Here is a 15,847-nt window from a genome sequence, read left to right on the forward strand (position 1 = left end):
TCGGCGAAGGCCGCGCTCAGCGCGGGTGCATTTCCTCGCCGTCCTCGTCCTCGTCCTCGTCCTCGTCGCCGATCGGCGCGTCCATGGTGAAGACCACGCCCGTCACGTCGAAGCGCAGTTCGGCGCTGCCGCCGAGGCTGTTGGACAGCACGCGTTCGATCATGCGCGTGCCGAAGCCGCGGCTGGTCGGGGGTGCGACGGGCGGTCCGTCGCGCTCTTCCCAGGTGAGCTTCAGGCGTTTCAGCGGCGCGTCCGGCACGGCATGCCAGCGCACGCGAATGCGTCCGGCGAGGTTGGACAGCGCGCCGTACTTGATGGCGTTGGTCGCCAGTTCATGCAGCGCCATGGCGAGCGTCAGCACGAGATTGGAGGAGACCTGCAGATCCGGCCCGTCGATATCGATCCGGTTCGGATAGCTGTCCCAGAACGGATCGAGCGTCGCGCGCACGATGCGGCCGAGATCGGCGCCCGCGAAGTTGCCGGACACCAGCAGGTCCTGTGCAGCGCCGATCGATTGGAGGCGCGACGTGATGGCCTTGCCGGCGGCTTCCTTGTCCGGGGCCTGACGAAGCGTCTGGTTGATCACGGATTGCACCGTGGTCATCAGGTTCTTCATGCGGTGGCTGAGTTCCCGCACGGTGATGGCGCGGGCCTCCTCGGTGCGCTTGCGGTCGGTGATGTCCACCGACAGGCCGGACATCTGCGACGCGTGACCGTCCTGCTCGTAGTAGACCAGCCCGCGGATGTGCACCCAGCGCAGCCGACCATCGGGCAGGACGCATCGATGCTCGACGTCGTACTCCTCGTGGCGTTCCACGGCGTTGCGAAAGGCCTCGTGGACCCGCGCCTGGTCCTCCGGCAGGACGGCGTTCAGGAGATCGCTGATCGTGAAATCCTGCTCGGGTGCGAAGCCGAAGTTCGCCTTGCAGTCCGGTGAGGCGACGAGATCCATGGTCGCGATATTGAGGGTCCAGTAGCCGAGATGGCCCGCTTCCATGGCAAAGCGAAGCTGCGTCTCGTTGCGCTTCAGTTCGGCCGTGCGCTTCTGGACTTCACCCTCCAGCAGGTCGCGGTCCCGTTCCAGCCGCACGACCCGGTCGCGCTCCATCGTGACATCGAGCTGCGACGCGAAGAAATAGGTAAGGTCGCCCTCCTCGTTGAACACGGGCGAGATCAGCAGGCGATTCCAGAATTTTTCGCCGTTCTTCTTGTAGTTTACGACATCGATTTCGATCGGATACAGATTGTCGATCGCATCGCGAATTTTCTGGATATCGTCGCGGTCGGTTTCCGGGCCCTGGAGAAAGCGACAGTTCTTGTCGATGATCTCGTGACGCTCGTAGCCGGTGAAGCGCAGGAAGGCTTCGTTGACGAACACGATCGGATTGTCGGGCCTCGACGGATCGGTAATCAGCATGGGCATGCGCGTTGCGCGCACCGCTGCTGCAAAGGGGTCGTGCCCGACATCCCTCCGGGCAATCTGGGCCTCGATACGCTGATGCTCTGTGACGTCGTTCAATGACTGTCCTCTCGGTGGCCTTTCTCCTAGACGGTTAATTCAGGGCGGCCATTTAAAAAAACAATATCCGAGTCAAAAACTTGGGGAAACGGAGGATCTGGGGCGTCATGATCGGCCGGACGTCGATGGATCGTGCGAGACGGCCCGGGAAGGGCCGCCTCGGAGATCTCTCGGCCTTATTTCTTGCCCGTCGACAGCACGCGGCTGGACGCGTCGTCAAGAGCGCGGCTGCTGTCCTGACCGTCACGCTTCAAGCCGTTGGCCGTGTTGCCGCAGCCGGCAAGCGTCAGGGCGGAGATGGTGAGGATGGCGATGAAGATCGGGCGCATGGTTTCTCCTTCGGACAAGATTCGGTTGGGTTATTCGGGCGGTTGGGTCATTCAGGTCTCGATCCGGAAAATGTGGCGAGCCGCGACTTTGTCAATCCTCGACGTGCGGTTCGCCTGACGCCGGCATCGGACCGCGTTTCTTCGCCGCAAAGCTGCGGCTGAGATACAGCGAGCCGGCCAGACCGAACCGCCAGGGATGATCGATTGCCTTGGTGATGCCGATCCGCGGGCCCGCGACGATGTCGACCGGCGATTTCGCTGCTGAAAGATGAAAGGGCGCGGCCAGCAGCGACAGGCCGTCATGACCGGCGTTAATGCCGAGCGCCTGGCAGAGGCGACCCGGCCCGGCGCAGAGGAGCCTCGGATTGTCGAGCCCGCGGCGATCCACCATCGCCTGCAGGCCGGATATCGGCTGCAGCGCGCGAACGAGCACGGCGCTCCCCGGGCGGCAGACCATATTCACGCACCAGTGCATGCCATAGGATCGGTAGACATAGGCATGCGCCGGCGGCCCGAACATGGCGCGGTTGCGCGGCGTCGGACCGCGAAAGCTGTGGGAGGCCGCATCGTCCGGCTCATAGGCTTCGGTTTCCACGATGACGCCGCCGATCCCGTCGACAAGCAGGGACGCGCCGACGAGGTCGCGAGCGGCATCGACAGCGGAACGGTCGAAAAAATCGGCGTGGATCATCATGGTCGTCTGTGGTCCAGCCCTTTGAGCGAGGGGGGGCGGATCGTCCTCTGGCGCGAACCCAAGGGAACGATCCGGCACGATTTCTCGTTGGGGAGGAAAAGGAGATTTCCCATGCTCGTCAAGTCTTCCACTCGAAACGCGCTGCTGACCGCCGCCGGCGCCGCAGCTTTTACGGCGACCGTCCTGTCCGTCGTGATCGTGCCCACCCGTGCCGCCTTCGCCCAGGCGCAGCAGGGCGAGTGCGCCGTCGGCACGCCGCAGAAGGGGACGGCGCCGAACGCAAATCCCGGCAGCGGCTCGCTGACCGAAAAACTCGACGACTGCAACGGCGTGCTCAAGCCACCGGCCGTCGGCGATAGCGAGATCGTCGAGCCTGCACCGCAGACCGGCCAGATGCCGGTGATCACGCCAAATGAACTGCCCAAGGATGGAAATCCGCCGCAACAGCCGTAAGTCTCACTCATAAGACCGAGAGAGGGTTTCATGGCAGACGGACATCAGGCCGGAAGGCAGGCAGTAAGCGGCGCAGTATCGCTCGGGGATCAGGCTCCGGAAAGCGATATCCGTGGGCGGCTCGCTGAGACGCCGTCCGCCATTCCCTTTCATGGGCTGAAGGACGTCTTCTGGCGGGTGATTGCGGAGATCAGCGAGGACCGCGTGACGCTGATTGCGGCCGGGGTCACCTATTATCTCCTGCTCGCGTTGTTCCCGGCGCTCGCCGCTCTCGTCTCCATCTACGGTTTCGTCGCGGATCCCGGTGCGATCGGCGCACAGGTGACCCTGCTTGCCGATGTCGTTCCGACCGGCTCGCTCGATATCATTCTCGAACAGTTGAAGACGCTCGCCACACAGAAGGCATCAACGCTGTCGATCGGCTTCGTGTTCGGTCTCGGCGTCGCCCTCTGGAGCGCGCATAACGGCATGCGCGCCTTGTTCGACGCGATGAACATCGCCTATGGCGAGACCGAGAAGCGCGGGTTCTTCAAGCTCACCGGTCTGGGGCTGCTGTTCACGCTCGGTGCGCTCGGCGTCGCGGTCGTCGTCATCTCGGCGATCGGCATCCTGCCGGCCGTTCTGGCGTTTCTCTGGCTCGACCGATGGGTTGAGCTTCTGGCGCGTTTCGCGCGCTGGCCGCTGATGCTGGCGATCGTCTGCTTTGCCACGATGATGCTCTATCGCTACGGCCCGAGCCGGGAGACGGCCAAACTCCGCTGGCTCACCTGGGGCGCCGCCTTCACCAGTTTCGCCTGGCTCGGTGCATCGCTCGGCTTTTCCTACTACATCGAGAATTTCGCCAATTACAACGCGACTTACGGCACGCTCGGCGCCTTGATCGGCTTCATGGTGTGGACCTGGATGTCCGTGATCATCCTGATCGTCGGGGCGGAGATCAATGCGGAGCTGGAGCACCAGACCACGATCGATTCGACCACTGGGCATCCAAGGCCGATGGGAGAGCGCGGTGCCTATGTGGCCGACACGATCGGCGATCCCGCGTCCTGAGCCGCACCGAACCGTCCAAGGCCCGCATGTCGCGATCATGAAAAAAGCGACTGTCGCATCCCTGCGGCAATCGCTCCTAACGTTTCGAAGAATATGGCATGTCGACCCTTACTGGGGCTTCGTCTCGTTCATGGCGGCTTCGTGATACCAGCTGTCGATGATGACAGGGGAGGCGGGGGTCTCGACTTTGACGTCGGGGGCCGTCTTCCAGCTGTTCAACCCTTTCAGGCCTCCAACCGGGAATTGGTAGATCGTTGCCGACTGGCGCTGTGGTGTCATTGGCATGGCATCGGCTCCCTTTTTCTGTGTCCGAGGTATATGACGTTCATATGCACATATTTTGCGCTGAATGTCTAAAAATAAATCAATTTCCTGTCGGGTTTTCGCGCAATTTTCGCTTCGGCGGCCAATTTCGCGCTGAATGCGCATTTTTTCTGCCTGCATTTTCCCCGTATCACCTCGCCGTGGTCCTGCAGGGTTCCGCCCGGCTGCCGAAGTGCTGTGCTGCAGGGCGCAAATTGCTGCATCTTTTCAAGCGGGAGGCGACGAGGCTGCGGTTTCCTGCGCTGGAACACACAGAATAATCGGCTTGAGGCGCTCTTCGTCACAAAACTGGCACGGCATGTGCATTCCCTTCTGGTCTGAGGGTTCGGTGGCCGGTTTCGGCGTCGATCTCCTGGATTGCTCACCACTTATGAGAGATTTGCCATGACCAAGTATAAGCTCGAGTACATCTGGCTCGACGGGTACACACCGGTACCGAACCTGCGCGGCAAGACGCAGATCAAGGAATTCGACGCGTTCCCGGCGCTGGAGCAGCTGCCGCTCTGGGGCTTTGACGGTAGCTCGACCATGCAGGCCGAAGGCCGCAGCTCCGACTGCGTTCTCAAGCCGGTCGCGCTCTACCCGGATCCCGCCCGCACGAACGGCGTTCTGGTCATGTGCGAAGTCATGATGCCGGACGGCGTCACCCCGCATGCGAGCAATTCCCGCGCGACCATCCTCGATGACGAAGGCACGTGGTTCGGCTTCGAGCAGGAATACTTCTTCTACCAGAACGGCCGTCCGCTCGGCTTCCCCGAGCAGGGCTATCCGGCACCGCAGGGCCCGTACTACACCGGCGTCGGCTACAGCAATGTCGGCGACGTCGCACGCGAGATCGTCGAAGAGCATCTGGACCTCTGCCTGGAAGCCGGCATCAACCACGAAGGCATCAATGCCGAAGTGGCCAAGGGCCAGTGGGAATTCCAGATCTTCGGCAAGGGCTCCAAGAAGGCTGCCGACGAAATCTGGATCGCTCGCTACCTGCTGCAGCGCCTGACCGAAAAGTACGGCATCGACATCGAGTACCATTGCAAGCCGCTCGGCGACACCGACTGGAACGGCTCGGGCATGCACTGCAACTTCTCGACGGCCTATATGCGCGAAGTCGGCGGCAAGGCCTATTTCGAAGCGCTCATGGGTGCCTTCGAGAAGAACCTGATGGACCACATCGCCGTCTACGGCCCCGACAATGACAAGCGTCTGACGGGCAAGCACGAAACGGCTCCGTGGAACAAGTTCAGCTACGGCGTCGCCGACCGTGGCGCGTCCATCCGTGTTCCCCACTCGTTCATCAAGAACGACTACAAGGGCTACCTGGAAGACCGTCGCCCGAATTCGCAGGGCTGCCCCTACCAGATCGCTTCCGCCGTTCTCAAGACGATTTCGGAAGTCCCGACCGAAGGCTTCGCCTCGGCCGCTGCCTGATCGGATCGTCCTCGCCGGGTGATCGGTGGGAATGATGCGCGATTGGCCTGCAAGACGGGCTGATGTGACAAAATGTAAAACGACGCCGGGAAACTGGCGTCGTTTTTTCTTTGACGCGATCCGGCGAGATTCTTGCCGTGTGCGCAAGGCCTTTGGCTATTTCCGGGGTGGTTGGCTCTGGTGACGTGGCACGTGACAGGCCTGCGGTGCGACAGGCTTGCCGTGTGACTGGCGTTACGCGTCGATCACTGCACGCGAAGGTCATTACGGTCGGTCTGCGACGGATCTCGGCGGAACGCTTTTGAGGGCAGTTCGTCGCGGGTCAGAGCCGTGCTTCGGGTCATAGGAGGTTCGTCGCGCGGGCCGCAGGTGGAAACGAAAAAACCCCTCTGCCGGGATGGCAGAAGGGCTTGGCTCTCAATCCCCAGGATCTCTTTTGGCCGAGATCGGGTGTCGTCGCTGCAGGAATGTTACGGCGCCGGTGTCGCTGCCGGCGGCGTGACGGGTGTCGTTACCGCGGGCGTCGTGGCGGCGCTGCCGTCGATGTAGGGCAGGATCTCCATGCCGCCGTGGTAGAGCATGCTGAGTGCGACATAGAAGATGACGGCGAGACCGACATAGGCGATCCAGCGATGCTTGTGCAGCAGGTTGGCGATGAAGCTGGCGGCGAGACCCATCAACGCGATGGAGACGATCAGGCCGATGACCAGCACCGTCGGGTGATCCTGCGCAGCACCGGCGACCGCGAGAACATTGTCGAGCGACATGGAAACGTCGGCGATGACGATCTGCGTTGCCGCCTGGAGGAACGTCTTGCGGACGCGGGTCTCGTCGGCCGCGTCCCCGGTTTCGTGTGCGGCGTTCTGATCCGCCTGGCGAAGCTCGCTCCACATCTTCCAGCAGACCCAGAGCAGCAGGAGACCGCCGACGAACTGCAGGCCGACGATGGCGAGAAGCTGGACGGTGATGGCGGCAAAGGCAATGCGCAGGACCGTGGCGGCGATGATGCCGACGAGGATGGCCTTGCGGCGCTGATCCGTGGGCAGGCCCGCAGCAGCGAGGCCGATCACGATGGCATTATCGCCGGCCAGCACCAGATCGATGGCAATGACCTGCAGAAAGGCAGCCATTCCGGCCGCTGTAAAAATTTCCATGTCGGATCTGTCTCCCTCGTGCCGTTCATTCCGAATGACAATTGCGTTACCTGTTCGCTAAAGCCATTCAAACCATCAAGGCAAGGGGAAATCGCCACATTTCCGTTTCCAGCGTGCTTCCGAAGGTCACCCTGTCGCAATTCCGCATGGCCGGGACCGACCAGCCTTGGGACGTCCTATCGGCGCAACGGATCGACGGCCAGATGATCGCGTTGCGTCAACTCGTAGAGCGCCGGCTCGATGGTGCTGTTTTCGACATTGGGGAGATAGTAGACGTGGACGAAGACCAAGGCGAGCAGGCCGCCGATCACGTTCATGGCGGCGAAGATCAGGATTTCTTTGTCCATTTTGCGTCTCTCTTGAGAACGCCCCGGTTCAACGATGGACAGGACGACCTTTTTTGCCCAGAGGTCCGCCCTGCCGTTCAGGATAAATCCAAGTTTCCAGGCCTAAAGCGCGGGAACACGGCGCTTGGCGGCCATCAAGAGGTCCAGTTCGGTCGAAGACGGCCCGAAGCGTTCATAGAGACGTTTCGCCTCCTCCGTCTGCAGACCGTAGCGCGATTGAAACTCCTCCAGCGTGCAGGATTCCCCGCGTACCGTCTTTCCTCGTATTCCCTTCAGATCCGTCATGTCACCGCTCCCTTGCAAGTCGCATCCGCACTCTCGCCTGTGAACGCCTCGATTCCGCCGAAGTTCCCTGAACGGTCCGGATTTCCAACCGGGATCGCGGTGATGTCCCGCTTAGCCGCGCGAACGCCCCTCCAGGGCTTTCAGAGCCGCCATGCCGGCCGTCTGCGCCTGGAGCTGGGACTGGAACTTGCCCGTGGCAGGGTGGGTCACGCCACGGAAGGTCAGGATAAAACTCCACGTCCCGTCACGCTGCTTGGCAATGGCAATGTTCGACTTCGCCGGTGTCGTCTCGCTCATCTCGGTCGTCTCTCCTGTGCCATCGAAGCTCTATCGCCTCGTTACCGATCCCTTAAGGCAACTTCGCTCCCGCGGACATCCCTATTTCCCGTCGGCCCGGTTATCCCACCGCTTCCGGAAGGGCCTTTTCGCATGTGCGAAACACATAGCTGCATTGCAATATCGTCGCTCGCTCGGCTCCGGGATCATTGTATGATGAACCTATCGAAGCGATGCACCTCCTCCCGCAGAGCTTCGATGATCTTGACGCTCCCATCCTCCTCCCGGGATCGTCAGTGTTGGTTGCAGCTTCTCCTCCTCCCGAGCTGCCAACCGGAATTGAGAGCCTGCTGCACCTCCTCCCGCAGCAGGCTCTTTTCGTTTCAGAAGCGTCTGTTTTTCGAATCCTTTCCTGCTGATGATCGATGCGATGCCCTTTGCATCGTTCAGCGGAACATTGATCAGGAATATGCGTTTCGCATTGTGGTTCAGAGAGCGCCAAGCCTCTGGGTTCGAACGCCAAACTGTCCGGTCGTCGCCCTCATCCGATGAGGCGGGCGCGAAGGCAGACGAGGGCGATCCGGACTCCCCAGAACCAGCGTCATCAGTATCGGCCATTGTCGCGCCGAAATCTTGTCGAGGAGCGCGTCTTGCCCGTCCGTTATCTCATGCTCGGTGTGATCGGCTTCGTCGTCGCCGCCATCCTCAGCGTCGTTGTCGTGCAGCGTCTGGAGGGAAAATCCGGCGATCAATCCACCACCCCGCCGGACCCGCTCGTCGTCGCGCCGGAAAAGGCCGCAGAACAGAGTCCGTAAGAACGAAATTAGGTTCCCGCGTTCGAACGATCGCATGCGGTCGCCGCCCTTGCTGTCGAGCTGCTTCTTCCTGTTTTCTCTCTCGCGTGCTCCACAGGCGCGAATGTGTCGTCAAGGCGGTCACCATGCCTCACTTCTATTTCAACCTTGTCGATCACGAAGGCTTCTCAGGCGGCGAGGAGGCCTATGCCTTTCCGGATGTCGCAACGGCGTTGGTCGAAGCGGAGATCGTGCTGGCGGAAATGGCGCTCGACGGTCTGCCGCAGGGACCGCTCGGGCGACTCGAGGTCGAGGTCCTCGATGAAGCCAGGGTCTGCGTCGGCAAGGTCAGTCTGGAGCTGAGACGGCAGATTTTTCCGTAAGGCCAAGGTCGCTGCCGAAAAAACCGCCGCTCACGGGGCCGTCGTCCTGCCGGTCAGGTGGCGGACCGCGTCGATGATCGGTTGCATCAGCAGAGCGGCGCCAGCATCCGACAGGTGGTCGTCGTCGAAATAGAAGATCCTGTCCGTCGAGAGACTGTTGACGCAGCGCGCCGCAACGAAGCTGTCGCACAAGATCGCATCCGGCCGGATTTTGACGAGACGGGGATGCTCCAGCGTGTCGAAGGCGGCGATGACAGCCGCGTTGCGCGCACGATACCGGTCCGCTGATGTTCCGAGCGGCTCGACATCCGTTCCGGTCATCGCCGCGCGCGCCAACAGGTCCGGCACGTTCCAGCCGGCCTCCGGTATGGGATAGACCAGCACGACATTGTAGCCACGATCGAGATAGGCGCGGATGTCTGCGAGGAAAGCCGCGAGCACGCGGTCCTTGCGGGCCGGGTCGTTCTCGCCGCCCATGTCGTCGCGCCGGGCGTAGAGGTCGGCATAGGTCGGCTTCAGCGCCTCGATGCCGCCTTCGCCATTGTCGAAGGCCGTTCCGTCGAGATAGAGCGACCAGCGGCTGACCATGATGATCGTCCGGATGTCGTTCGCGGCGATATAGTCTTCGACGCCTTTGAAGAAGCTGTTGCAGCGCAGGCGATACTTTGCATTCGAAACGACGAGGCCGGAAAATCCGGCGCAGGAGGAGTGGGAGAGGGCGTAGAGGTCGAGCCCTGCTGCCGTGAAGGCTCTGAGAGCCTCGCCCGTGATCGCGCCCGCATGGGAATCGCCGATCATGATCGTGTCGCTTTTGTCGATGTCCGGCGTCATGCAGGCGCGGACGGGATGCGGCAACGTCGCCTCGCCCTTGTCGAAGAGGCATGTCGCCATCGCCGGATCGGGATGCGCCTGCACGTCGAGCGCGGCCAAAGCCTCCGGCGGCAGCCGAAACGCCAATCCCTCGTCCAGCCGGCCCACCGCACCGATCGCCATCAGGATGGCCGCGACAGCCGCCGTCGCGCCGAGAATGCGCGGGCCGCTGGCGAGCAGCGTGATGCGGCCGGTGCGGAACGGGGTCTCGACGAAGCGCCAGGAGAGGATGGCCAGAAGGACGGCTGCGATCGTCAGGATCGTCATCACAAGCGGTGTCGGCTCGGTCAGGCTGCGAATGCGGGCGAAGGCGAACAGAGGCTGGTGCCAGAGATAGAGGCTGTAGCTGATCAGGCCGATGCCCGTGAGCAGCCGGAGCGACAGAAACCGGTGCACGAGCGTGCCGGGGCCGGCAAAGAGGATGATCAGGGCCGTGCCCCCCACAGGCGCCACCGTCCAGGCCGACGGAAACGGCGTGCCTTCGTCATAGAGGAACACGCCGGCCAAAACCGCCACGATGCCGATCAGCGAGAGGACGTCGTTGCCGGGCTGCGGGCGTTTCAGAAGAATGAGCGCGCAGAGCGAGCCGGCCAGCAACTCCCAGGCGCGTGTGTGGGGCAGGTAGAAGGCGGCGTTCGGAAATGCGACGGCGCCATAGACCGCAAGGGCGAAGCTGACGAGCGCTGCCAGCAGGACGGTCGCGAAACGCACCCGGGCACCGTACCGCTGGAGACCCATCAACAGGAGCGGGAAGACGACGTAATACTGCTCCTCGACCGCCAGGCTCCAGGTGTGCAGCAATGGCTGCTTCTCGGCCGCGGCGGCGAAATATCCGCTTTCCTGCCAGAAGAGCACGTTCGACACGAACAGGCAGACGGCAATGATGCTTTCGGCAAAGCTCGTCATCTGCGCCGGCAGCATCCAGGCCCAGGCAAAGGGCAGGCAACAGAGAATAACGGTGAAGAGCACCGGCATGATGCGCCGCGCCCGTCGCTCGTAGAAGCCGAGAATGGTGAAGGCGCCTTTGTCCTGCGCCGTCGCGATGATGGTGGTGATCAGGTAGCCGCTGATGACGAAGAAGACATCGACACCGACATAGCCGCCGGAAAACCAGGCGACGCCGGCATGGAAGAGGATGACCGGGACGACGGCCACGGCCCGGAGGCCATCGATTTCAGGTCGGTGCTGCATGAAACTCGGATCAGGGGGCTGCGAGACGGACGTATACGGAAACCAGAACGCGGCGGATGCTCGATCCGCCGCGAAAAAGGCTCCCTGATCATCCCTTAAATCACAATCGATTTCGGGATGAAATCCCGCGACGAAGCCTTTCCGCCGCGATGTCTCAGGACCGGAAGAGCTTCCAGCGGTTGGGCCGGAAGGCAATGCGCGTGCCGGGCGCTGCGGCGACGTCCGCGGGCAGCTCGATCTCGATCCGGCGCGTGCTGCCGGCAATGTCCAGCTCGACGTGACGCGTGCCGGCCACCCGCCGGCTGATGGTCACGACACCGGCCAGACAGCCGCCGCAACCGTCGAGCAGGTCGATGTCGTGCGGACGGAAATAAAGCTCGGCCGGCCCTTGCGGCTCGCCCGGCGCGCTGACGCCGATCGAGCGATCTTCGAGCCAGAGCTGACCGTTTTCCACGCGCACCGGCAGGGTGTTGGATTGCCCGATGAAGCCGAAGACGAAGGGGGAGTTCGGCGTGTCGTAGATCTCGTCCGGCGTTCCCACCTGCTCGATCCGGCCCTTGCTCATGACCACGACGCGATCGGCGAGTTCCAGCGCCTCGTCCTGGTCATGCGTCACGAAGACGGTGGTGTGGCCGGTGCGGTCGTGGATCTCGCGCAGCCAGCGGCGCAGCTCCTTGCGCACCTGCGCATCCAGCGCCCCGAACGGCTCGTCGAGCAGCAGCACGTTCGGCTCGACCGCCATGGCGCGGGCGAGCGCCACGCGCTGGCGCTGGCCGCCCGAAAGCTGGGCGGGATAGCGCTTCTCCATGCCGCCGAGCTGGACGAGCTCGATCAGATCCTCGGCCCGCTTACGGATGTCGGCGGCCGAGGGGCGGCGCGCGGAGGGGCGAACCTTCAGGCCGAAGGCGACGTTGTCGATCACCGTCATATGCCGGAAGAGGGCATAATGCTGGAACACGAAGCCGATATTGCGCTCCTGCACCGTCTTCTTCGAGGCATCGGCGTCGCCGAAGAAGATCGTGCCGTCGGTCGGACTTTCGAGCCCTGCGATCAGCCGCAGCAGCGTCGTCTTGCCGGACCCGGACGGGCCGAGCAGGGCGATGAGCTCGCCGGAGCGGATATCGAGCGACACTTTCTCGAGAGCCGGAAACCGGCCGAATTCCTTGCGAATGTCCTGAACGCGTACTTCCATAAAACCCTGTACCTTTTCAGTGCTTGCGTGCGGCGGCGATCTGCGCACTGAACTTGAATTCGAGCAGCGACTTGATGACGAGCGTGACCAGCGCCAGAAGCGCCAGCAGCGTGGCCACCGCGAAGGCGCCGACAAAATTATATTCGTTGTAGAGGATCTCGACCTGCAGGGGCATGGTGTTGGTCATGCCGCGAATATGGCCCGAGACGACCGAAACGGCCCCGAATTCGCCCATGGCGCGGGCGTTGCAGAGCAGCACGCCGTAGAGCAGGCCCCATTTGATATTCGGCAGCGTGACGTACCAGAAGGTCTGCCAGCCGCTGGCGCCGAGCGACAGCGCCGCTTCCTCGTCGCTCGTGCCCTGCTCCTGCATCAGCGGGATCAGTTCGCGGGCGACGAAGGGGAAGGTGACGAAGACCGTGGCGAGCACGATGCCCGGCACCGCAAACAGAACCTTAATGCCATGGCTGGAAAGCCAGGGCCCGAGCAGGCTGTGCGACCCGAACAGAAGCACGAAGACGAGGCCCGATATGACCGGAGATACCGAGAAGGGCAGGTCGATCAGCGTCGTCAGGAACGCCTTGCCCTTGAACTCGAACTTGGCGATGGCCCAGGCTGCGGCGATGCCGAAGACGAGATTGAGCGGCACGGCAATCGCGGCCACCAGAAGCGTCAGCCGTATCGCCGCCCATGTCTCGGGGTCGGCCAGCGCTTCGTAGAACCGTCCGGGCCCGTTGCGCAAGGCCTCGGTGAAGACGATGGCGAGCGGCATCACGAGGAACAGGCCGACGAAGGCGAGCGACAGGGCGATCAGGCCATAGCGGGCAAGGCGGCTTTCCGAGGTTGCCGACCGCACCATTTCGGAGGTGTTGCCAGACGCGGGCGCGAGGGCATCATGTGCCATAACCATACCTCCGCCGGCTCCAGGCCTGGATGGAATTGATGACGAGCAGCATGACGAAGGAGAGGATCAGCATCACGGCGGCAATCGCGGTCGCGGCGGGATAGTTGAACTCCTCCAGCCGGATGACGATGAGCAGCGGTGCGATCTCCGAGACGTAAGGCAGATTGCCCGCAATGAAGATGACGGAGCCGTATTCGCCGACGCCACGGGCGAAGGCGAGCGCGAAACCGGTCAGCACGGCGGGGGCGAGCCCCGGCAGGAGCACGCGGCTGACGGTCTGAAAGCGCGACGCGCCAAGCGTGGCTGCGGCTTCCTCGACCTCGCGGTCGATCTCTTCCATGATCGGCTGCACGGTGCGCACCACGAAGGGCAGGCCGACGAAGATCAGCGCGAAGACGATCCCGACCGGCGTGAAGGCGACCTTGATCCCGAGCGGCGTGAGCAAACTGCCGATCCAGCCGTTCGGAGCATAGAGCGTGGTGAGCGCGATGCCGGCCACGGCCGTCGGCAGGGCGAAGGGCAGATCGACCATGGCGTCGATGACGCGCCGGCCGAAGAATCGGTAGCGCACCAGCACCCAGGCGAGCAGCACGCCGAAGACGACATTGGCGAGCGCCGCGACGAAGGCCGTGCCGAAGCTGATCTTCAGCGCGTTCAGCGTCCGCTGGTCGGTCGCCAGCGTCCAGAACGTGCTCCAGCCGAGCGCGCTCGAGCGCCAGGCGAGGCCCGAGAGCGGAATGAGAATGATGAGAATGAGCCATGACAAAGTGACGCCGAGCGCCAACCCGAATCCCGGGATGACGCTCGGCTGTCGAAATTGCCACCGCTGAGGGAGGCTTGCGGTCATGTAATCTTATTGCCCCGGCTTGTAGATCTGGTCGAAGACGCCCCCGTCTCCGAAGAATTTCGGTTGAGCTTCCTTCCAACCACCGAATTCGTCAATGGTCGAGAGCTTCACGTCGGCAAATCGCTTGATATCGTTCGGATCGGCCGCTTCCGGCTTGAACGGGCGATAATAATGCTTGGCCGCGATCTTCTGCCCCACATCGGAATAGAGATACTGGAGGTAGGCTTCCGCCACCTTGCGGGTTCCCTTCGCGTCCACATTGCCATCGACCAGGGCCACCGGCGGCTCGGCCTTGATGGAGATGGAGGGGGTGACGATGTCGAAGCTGTCGGGGCCAAGCTCTTCCAGCGAAAGATAGGCCTCGTTTTCCCAGGCGATGAGCACGTCGCCGAGACCGCGCTGGACGAAGGTGGTGGTCGCGCCGCGGGCGCCGGTGTCGAGAACCGGGACGTGCTTGAACAGCTGGCCGACATAGGCTTGCGCCTTGGCGTCGTCGCCGCCGTTCTGCGCGCGGGCCCAGGCCCAGGCGGCGAGGAAGTTCCAGCGCGCGCCGCCGGAGGTCTTCGGGTTCGGCGTGATGACCTGGACATCGTCCTTGACCAGATCGCCCCAGTCCTTGATGCCCTTGGGATTGCCCTTGCGCACGAGGAAGACGATCGTCGAGGTATAAGGCGCGCTGTTGTTGTCGAACTTCGTCTTCCAGTCAGCGGGGATCTTGCCGCTTTCCTTGGCGATGGCGTCGATATCGGCTTCGAGCGCCAAGGTGACGACATCGGCTTCGAGACCGTCGATCACCGAGCGGGCCTGCTTGCCCGAGCCTCCATGCGAGGTCTGGATCGTCACCGTTTCCCCGGTGTCGGTCTTCCACTTCTCGGCAAATGCGGCGTTGAAGTCCTTGTAGAGCTCACGCGTCGGATCGTAGGACACGTTCAGAATCGTCTGGTCGGCATAGGCAAAGCCCAAACCCCCAACCTGAATGCTGGTGGCCAGCAGGGCCACCGTGAAAAATCGGGTTATACGCTTTGCGTTCATCGCTCTCGACCTCCGTCTTGTCGCGAGCAGTCTAGCCGGTCTGTCGATTGGGGTAACGAAGAAGTTTGCGCTGGAGGCACCGTTTGGAGAAAAGTCCTGCCGTCAGGTCTCCCGCTTGCGCAAGATTGATGCAACAAGGCGCTATCACATCCGGAAGAGAAAGAAATGTCCATGACCGAAACGCTATGCGAACCTCAGGACGTCCTCTCGTTCTGGTTCGAGGATATCGACCCGGAGAACTGGTACAAGGCGCATCCGACGCTCGACGCGGAATGCGACCGGCGGTTCCGCGCAAGCCATCTGGCGCTCTCGCGCGACGTGCCTCCGGCCTGGCGGGAAACGCCGGAGGGGCGGCTTGCGACCCTCATCCTGTTCGACCAGATGTCGCGCAACATCTATCGCGGGTCTCCGCTCGCCTTCGCCACGGACGGTCTGGCGCGCCGCGAAGCCCGGCTGGCGCTGGAGGCCGGCGCGGACCAGGCGGTCGAGCCGGTGCGGCGCGCGTTCTTCTACCTGCCGTTCGAACACTCCGAGGCGATGCCCGATCAGGATCTCGCGGTTCAGCTGTTTACCGCGCTCGGCGATCCGGTGCTTCTCGATTTCGCCGTGCGTCACCGGGAGATCGTGGCCCGTTTCGGACGTTTCCCGCATCGCAACGCAATCCTCGGTCGCCTGCCGAGCCCGCAGGAGGAAGCCTTCCTACTGCAGCCCGGTTCCCGCTTTTGATCGGCGGGGCAAGGCCCAAAATTCGCCATACCGAGCCGTCAACCGGAACGCG

The 15,847-nt window shown here is 62.8% G+C and carries 19 protein-coding genes; 6 read left to right on the forward strand and 13 right to left on the reverse strand.

Annotated features, from left to right (window positions below; translation table 11 throughout):
- Window positions 1–16: 16 nt before the first annotated feature.
- From C8J36_RS03015 to C8J36_RS03025, 3 genes are all read right to left on the reverse strand, one after another.
- Complete coding sequence (locus C8J36_RS03015) at window positions 17–1,519, reverse strand: PAS domain-containing protein (protein WP_132532499.1); 1,503 nt, start codon at window positions 1,517–1,519, stop codon at window positions 17–19.
- Window positions 1,520–1,695: 176 nt separating this feature from the next.
- On the reverse strand, window positions 1,696–1,848 hold the full coding sequence (locus C8J36_RS03020; RefSeq protein ID WP_062592638.1) for a hypothetical protein: 153 nt from the start codon (window positions 1,846–1,848) through the stop codon (window positions 1,696–1,698).
- Between the two features lie 91 nt (window positions 1,849–1,939).
- Entirely contained in the window at window positions 1,940–2,542 is a 603-nt protein-coding gene (locus C8J36_RS03025; protein ID WP_245506433.1) for a DNA-3-methyladenine glycosylase, read from the reverse strand.
- Between the two features lie 111 nt (window positions 2,543–2,653).
- On the opposite strand from C8J36_RS03025, the gene C8J36_RS03030 reads away from it, so the two are divergent.
- Window positions 2,654–2,995, forward strand: a complete 342-nt coding sequence (locus C8J36_RS03030; RefSeq protein WP_132532502.1) for a hypothetical protein — start codon at window positions 2,654–2,656, stop codon at window positions 2,993–2,995.
- A gap of 30 nt (window positions 2,996–3,025) precedes the next feature.
- Complete coding sequence (locus tag C8J36_RS03035) at window positions 3,026–4,045, forward strand: YihY/virulence factor BrkB family protein (RefSeq protein ID WP_082476868.1); 1,020 nt, start codon at window positions 3,026–3,028, stop codon at window positions 4,043–4,045.
- Window positions 4,046–4,153: 108 nt separating this feature from the next.
- On the opposite strand, the gene C8J36_RS24745 is transcribed toward C8J36_RS03035, so the two are convergent.
- Window positions 4,154–4,330 (reverse strand): DUF2735 domain-containing protein, encoded by a 177-nt coding sequence (locus C8J36_RS24745; protein ID WP_162242405.1) that lies wholly within the window; start codon window positions 4,328–4,330, stop codon window positions 4,154–4,156.
- Between the two features lie 423 nt (window positions 4,331–4,753).
- On the opposite strand from C8J36_RS24745, the gene C8J36_RS03045 reads away from it, so the two are divergent.
- Window positions 4,754–5,794: a glutamine synthetase beta-grasp domain-containing protein gene (locus tag C8J36_RS03045; RefSeq protein WP_062592644.1), complete on the forward strand. Its 1,041-nt coding sequence runs from the start codon at window positions 4,754–4,756 to the stop codon at window positions 5,792–5,794.
- A 470-nt stretch (window positions 5,795–6,264) separates the two neighbouring features.
- On the opposite strand, the gene C8J36_RS03050 is transcribed toward C8J36_RS03045, so the two are convergent.
- The 4 genes from C8J36_RS03050 to C8J36_RS03060 form a co-directional block, all read right to left on the reverse strand.
- Entirely contained in the window at window positions 6,265–6,948 is a 684-nt protein-coding gene (locus C8J36_RS03050; protein WP_132532508.1) for a TerC family protein, read from the reverse strand.
- A gap of 176 nt (window positions 6,949–7,124) precedes the next feature.
- Window positions 7,125–7,295 (reverse strand): hypothetical protein, encoded by a 171-nt coding sequence (locus C8J36_RS24750; protein WP_165914931.1) that lies wholly within the window; start codon window positions 7,293–7,295, stop codon window positions 7,125–7,127.
- Between the two features lie 102 nt (window positions 7,296–7,397).
- Window positions 7,398–7,580 carry a hypothetical protein gene (locus C8J36_RS03055; protein ID WP_062592647.1) on the reverse strand — a complete coding sequence of 61 codons (183 nt, stop codon included), beginning with the start codon at window positions 7,578–7,580 and terminating at the stop codon, window positions 7,398–7,400.
- A gap of 111 nt (window positions 7,581–7,691) precedes the next feature.
- Window positions 7,692–7,877 (reverse strand): hypothetical protein, encoded by a 186-nt coding sequence (locus C8J36_RS03060; RefSeq protein ID WP_132532511.1) that lies wholly within the window; start codon window positions 7,875–7,877, stop codon window positions 7,692–7,694.
- Window positions 7,878–8,506: 629 nt separating this feature from the next.
- Between C8J36_RS03060 and C8J36_RS24755 the strand changes: the two genes are divergently transcribed.
- Together C8J36_RS24755 and C8J36_RS03065 are read left to right on the forward strand one after the other, a co-directional pair.
- Window positions 8,507–8,671, forward strand: a complete 165-nt coding sequence (locus C8J36_RS24755) for a hypothetical protein (RefSeq protein WP_156467990.1) — start codon at window positions 8,507–8,509, stop codon at window positions 8,669–8,671.
- A 125-nt stretch (window positions 8,672–8,796) separates the two neighbouring features.
- A complete protein-coding gene (locus tag C8J36_RS03065; protein ID WP_132532514.1) occupies window positions 8,797–9,033 on the forward strand; it encodes a hypothetical protein in 237 nt (78 codons plus the stop codon).
- Window positions 9,034–9,063: 30 nt separating this feature from the next.
- On the opposite strand, the gene C8J36_RS03070 is transcribed toward C8J36_RS03065, so the two are convergent.
- From C8J36_RS03070 to C8J36_RS03090, 5 genes are all read right to left on the reverse strand, one after another.
- Window positions 9,064–11,094: an acyltransferase family protein gene (locus tag C8J36_RS03070; RefSeq protein ID WP_132532517.1), complete on the reverse strand. Its 2,031-nt coding sequence runs from the start codon at window positions 11,092–11,094 to the stop codon at window positions 9,064–9,066.
- A gap of 154 nt (window positions 11,095–11,248) precedes the next feature.
- A complete protein-coding gene (locus tag C8J36_RS03075; RefSeq protein WP_132532520.1) occupies window positions 11,249–12,286 on the reverse strand; it encodes a sulfate/molybdate ABC transporter ATP-binding protein in 1,038 nt (345 codons plus the stop codon).
- A 16-nt stretch (window positions 12,287–12,302) separates the two neighbouring features.
- The gene (gene cysW, locus C8J36_RS03080) at window positions 12,303–13,190 is read right to left on the reverse strand and encodes a sulfate ABC transporter permease subunit CysW (protein WP_062592658.1); all 888 of its coding nucleotides are present in this window, start codon (window positions 13,188–13,190) and stop codon (window positions 12,303–12,305) included.
- A complete protein-coding gene (cysT, locus tag C8J36_RS03085; protein ID WP_062592660.1) occupies window positions 13,180–14,037 on the reverse strand; it encodes a sulfate ABC transporter permease subunit CysT in 858 nt (285 codons plus the stop codon). Before cysT ends, cysW begins: the two co-directional genes overlap by 11 nt.
- Window positions 14,038–14,043: 6 nt before the next feature.
- Window positions 14,044–15,069 (reverse strand): sulfate ABC transporter substrate-binding protein, encoded by a 1,026-nt coding sequence (locus C8J36_RS03090; RefSeq protein ID WP_062592662.1) that lies wholly within the window; start codon window positions 15,067–15,069, stop codon window positions 14,044–14,046.
- Window positions 15,070–15,234: 165 nt separating this feature from the next.
- Between C8J36_RS03090 and C8J36_RS03095 the strand changes: the two genes are divergently transcribed.
- Complete coding sequence (locus C8J36_RS03095) at window positions 15,235–15,795, forward strand: DUF924 family protein (protein WP_132532523.1); 561 nt, start codon at window positions 15,235–15,237, stop codon at window positions 15,793–15,795.
- Window positions 15,796–15,847 lie beyond the last annotated feature (52 nt).

This window comes from Rhizobium sp. PP-F2F-G48 (genome assembly GCF_004342335.1).
Classification (GTDB): domain Bacteria; phylum Pseudomonadota; class Alphaproteobacteria; order Rhizobiales; family Rhizobiaceae; genus Ferranicluibacter.

Bases quoted from the DNA above. Each gene is read 5' to 3' on its own strand.
- C8J36_RS03020 (WP_062592638.1), bottom strand. From the start codon at position 1,848: ATGCGCCCGATCTTCATCGCCATCCTCACCATCTCCGCCCTGACGCTT.
- C8J36_RS03025 (WP_245506433.1), bottom strand. From the start codon at position 2,542: ATGATGATCCACGCCGATTTTTTCGACCGTTCCGCTGTCGATGCCGCT.
- C8J36_RS03030 (WP_132532502.1), top strand. From the start codon at position 2,654: ATGCTCGTCAAGTCTTCCACTCGAAACGCGCTGCTGACCGCCGCCGGC.
- C8J36_RS03035 (WP_082476868.1), top strand. From the start codon at position 3,026: ATGGCAGACGGACATCAGGCCGGAAGGCAGGCAGTAAGCGGCGCAGTA.
- C8J36_RS24745 (WP_162242405.1), bottom strand. From the start codon at position 4,330: ATGCCAATGACACCACAGCGCCAGTCGGCAACGATCTACCAATTCCCG.
- C8J36_RS03045 (WP_062592644.1), top strand. From the start codon at position 4,754: ATGACCAAGTATAAGCTCGAGTACATCTGGCTCGACGGGTACACACCG.
- C8J36_RS03050 (WP_132532508.1), bottom strand. From the start codon at position 6,948: ATGGAAATTTTTACAGCGGCCGGAATGGCTGCCTTTCTGCAGGTCATT.
- C8J36_RS24750 (WP_165914931.1), bottom strand. From the start codon at position 7,295: ATGGACAAAGAAATCCTGATCTTCGCCGCCATGAACGTGATCGGCGGC.
- C8J36_RS03055 (WP_062592647.1), bottom strand. From the start codon at position 7,580: ATGACGGATCTGAAGGGAATACGAGGAAAGACGGTACGCGGGGAATCC.
- C8J36_RS03060 (WP_132532511.1), bottom strand. From the start codon at position 7,877: ATGAGCGAGACGACACCGGCGAAGTCGAACATTGCCATTGCCAAGCAG.
- C8J36_RS03065 (WP_132532514.1), top strand. From the start codon at position 8,797: ATGCCTCACTTCTATTTCAACCTTGTCGATCACGAAGGCTTCTCAGGC.
- C8J36_RS03070 (WP_132532517.1), bottom strand. From the start codon at position 11,094: ATGCAGCACCGACCTGAAATCGATGGCCTCCGGGCCGTGGCCGTCGTC.
- C8J36_RS03075 (WP_132532520.1), bottom strand. From the start codon at position 12,286: ATGGAAGTACGCGTTCAGGACATTCGCAAGGAATTCGGCCGGTTTCCG.
- cysW (WP_062592658.1), bottom strand. From the start codon at position 13,190: ATGGCACATGATGCCCTCGCGCCCGCGTCTGGCAACACCTCCGAAATG.
- cysT (WP_062592660.1), bottom strand. From the start codon at position 14,037: ATGACCGCAAGCCTCCCTCAGCGGTGGCAATTTCGACAGCCGAGCGTC.
- C8J36_RS03090 (WP_062592662.1), bottom strand. From the start codon at position 15,069: ATGAACGCAAAGCGTATAACCCGATTTTTCACGGTGGCCCTGCTGGCC.
- C8J36_RS03095 (WP_132532523.1), top strand. From the start codon at position 15,235: ATGTCCATGACCGAAACGCTATGCGAACCTCAGGACGTCCTCTCGTTC.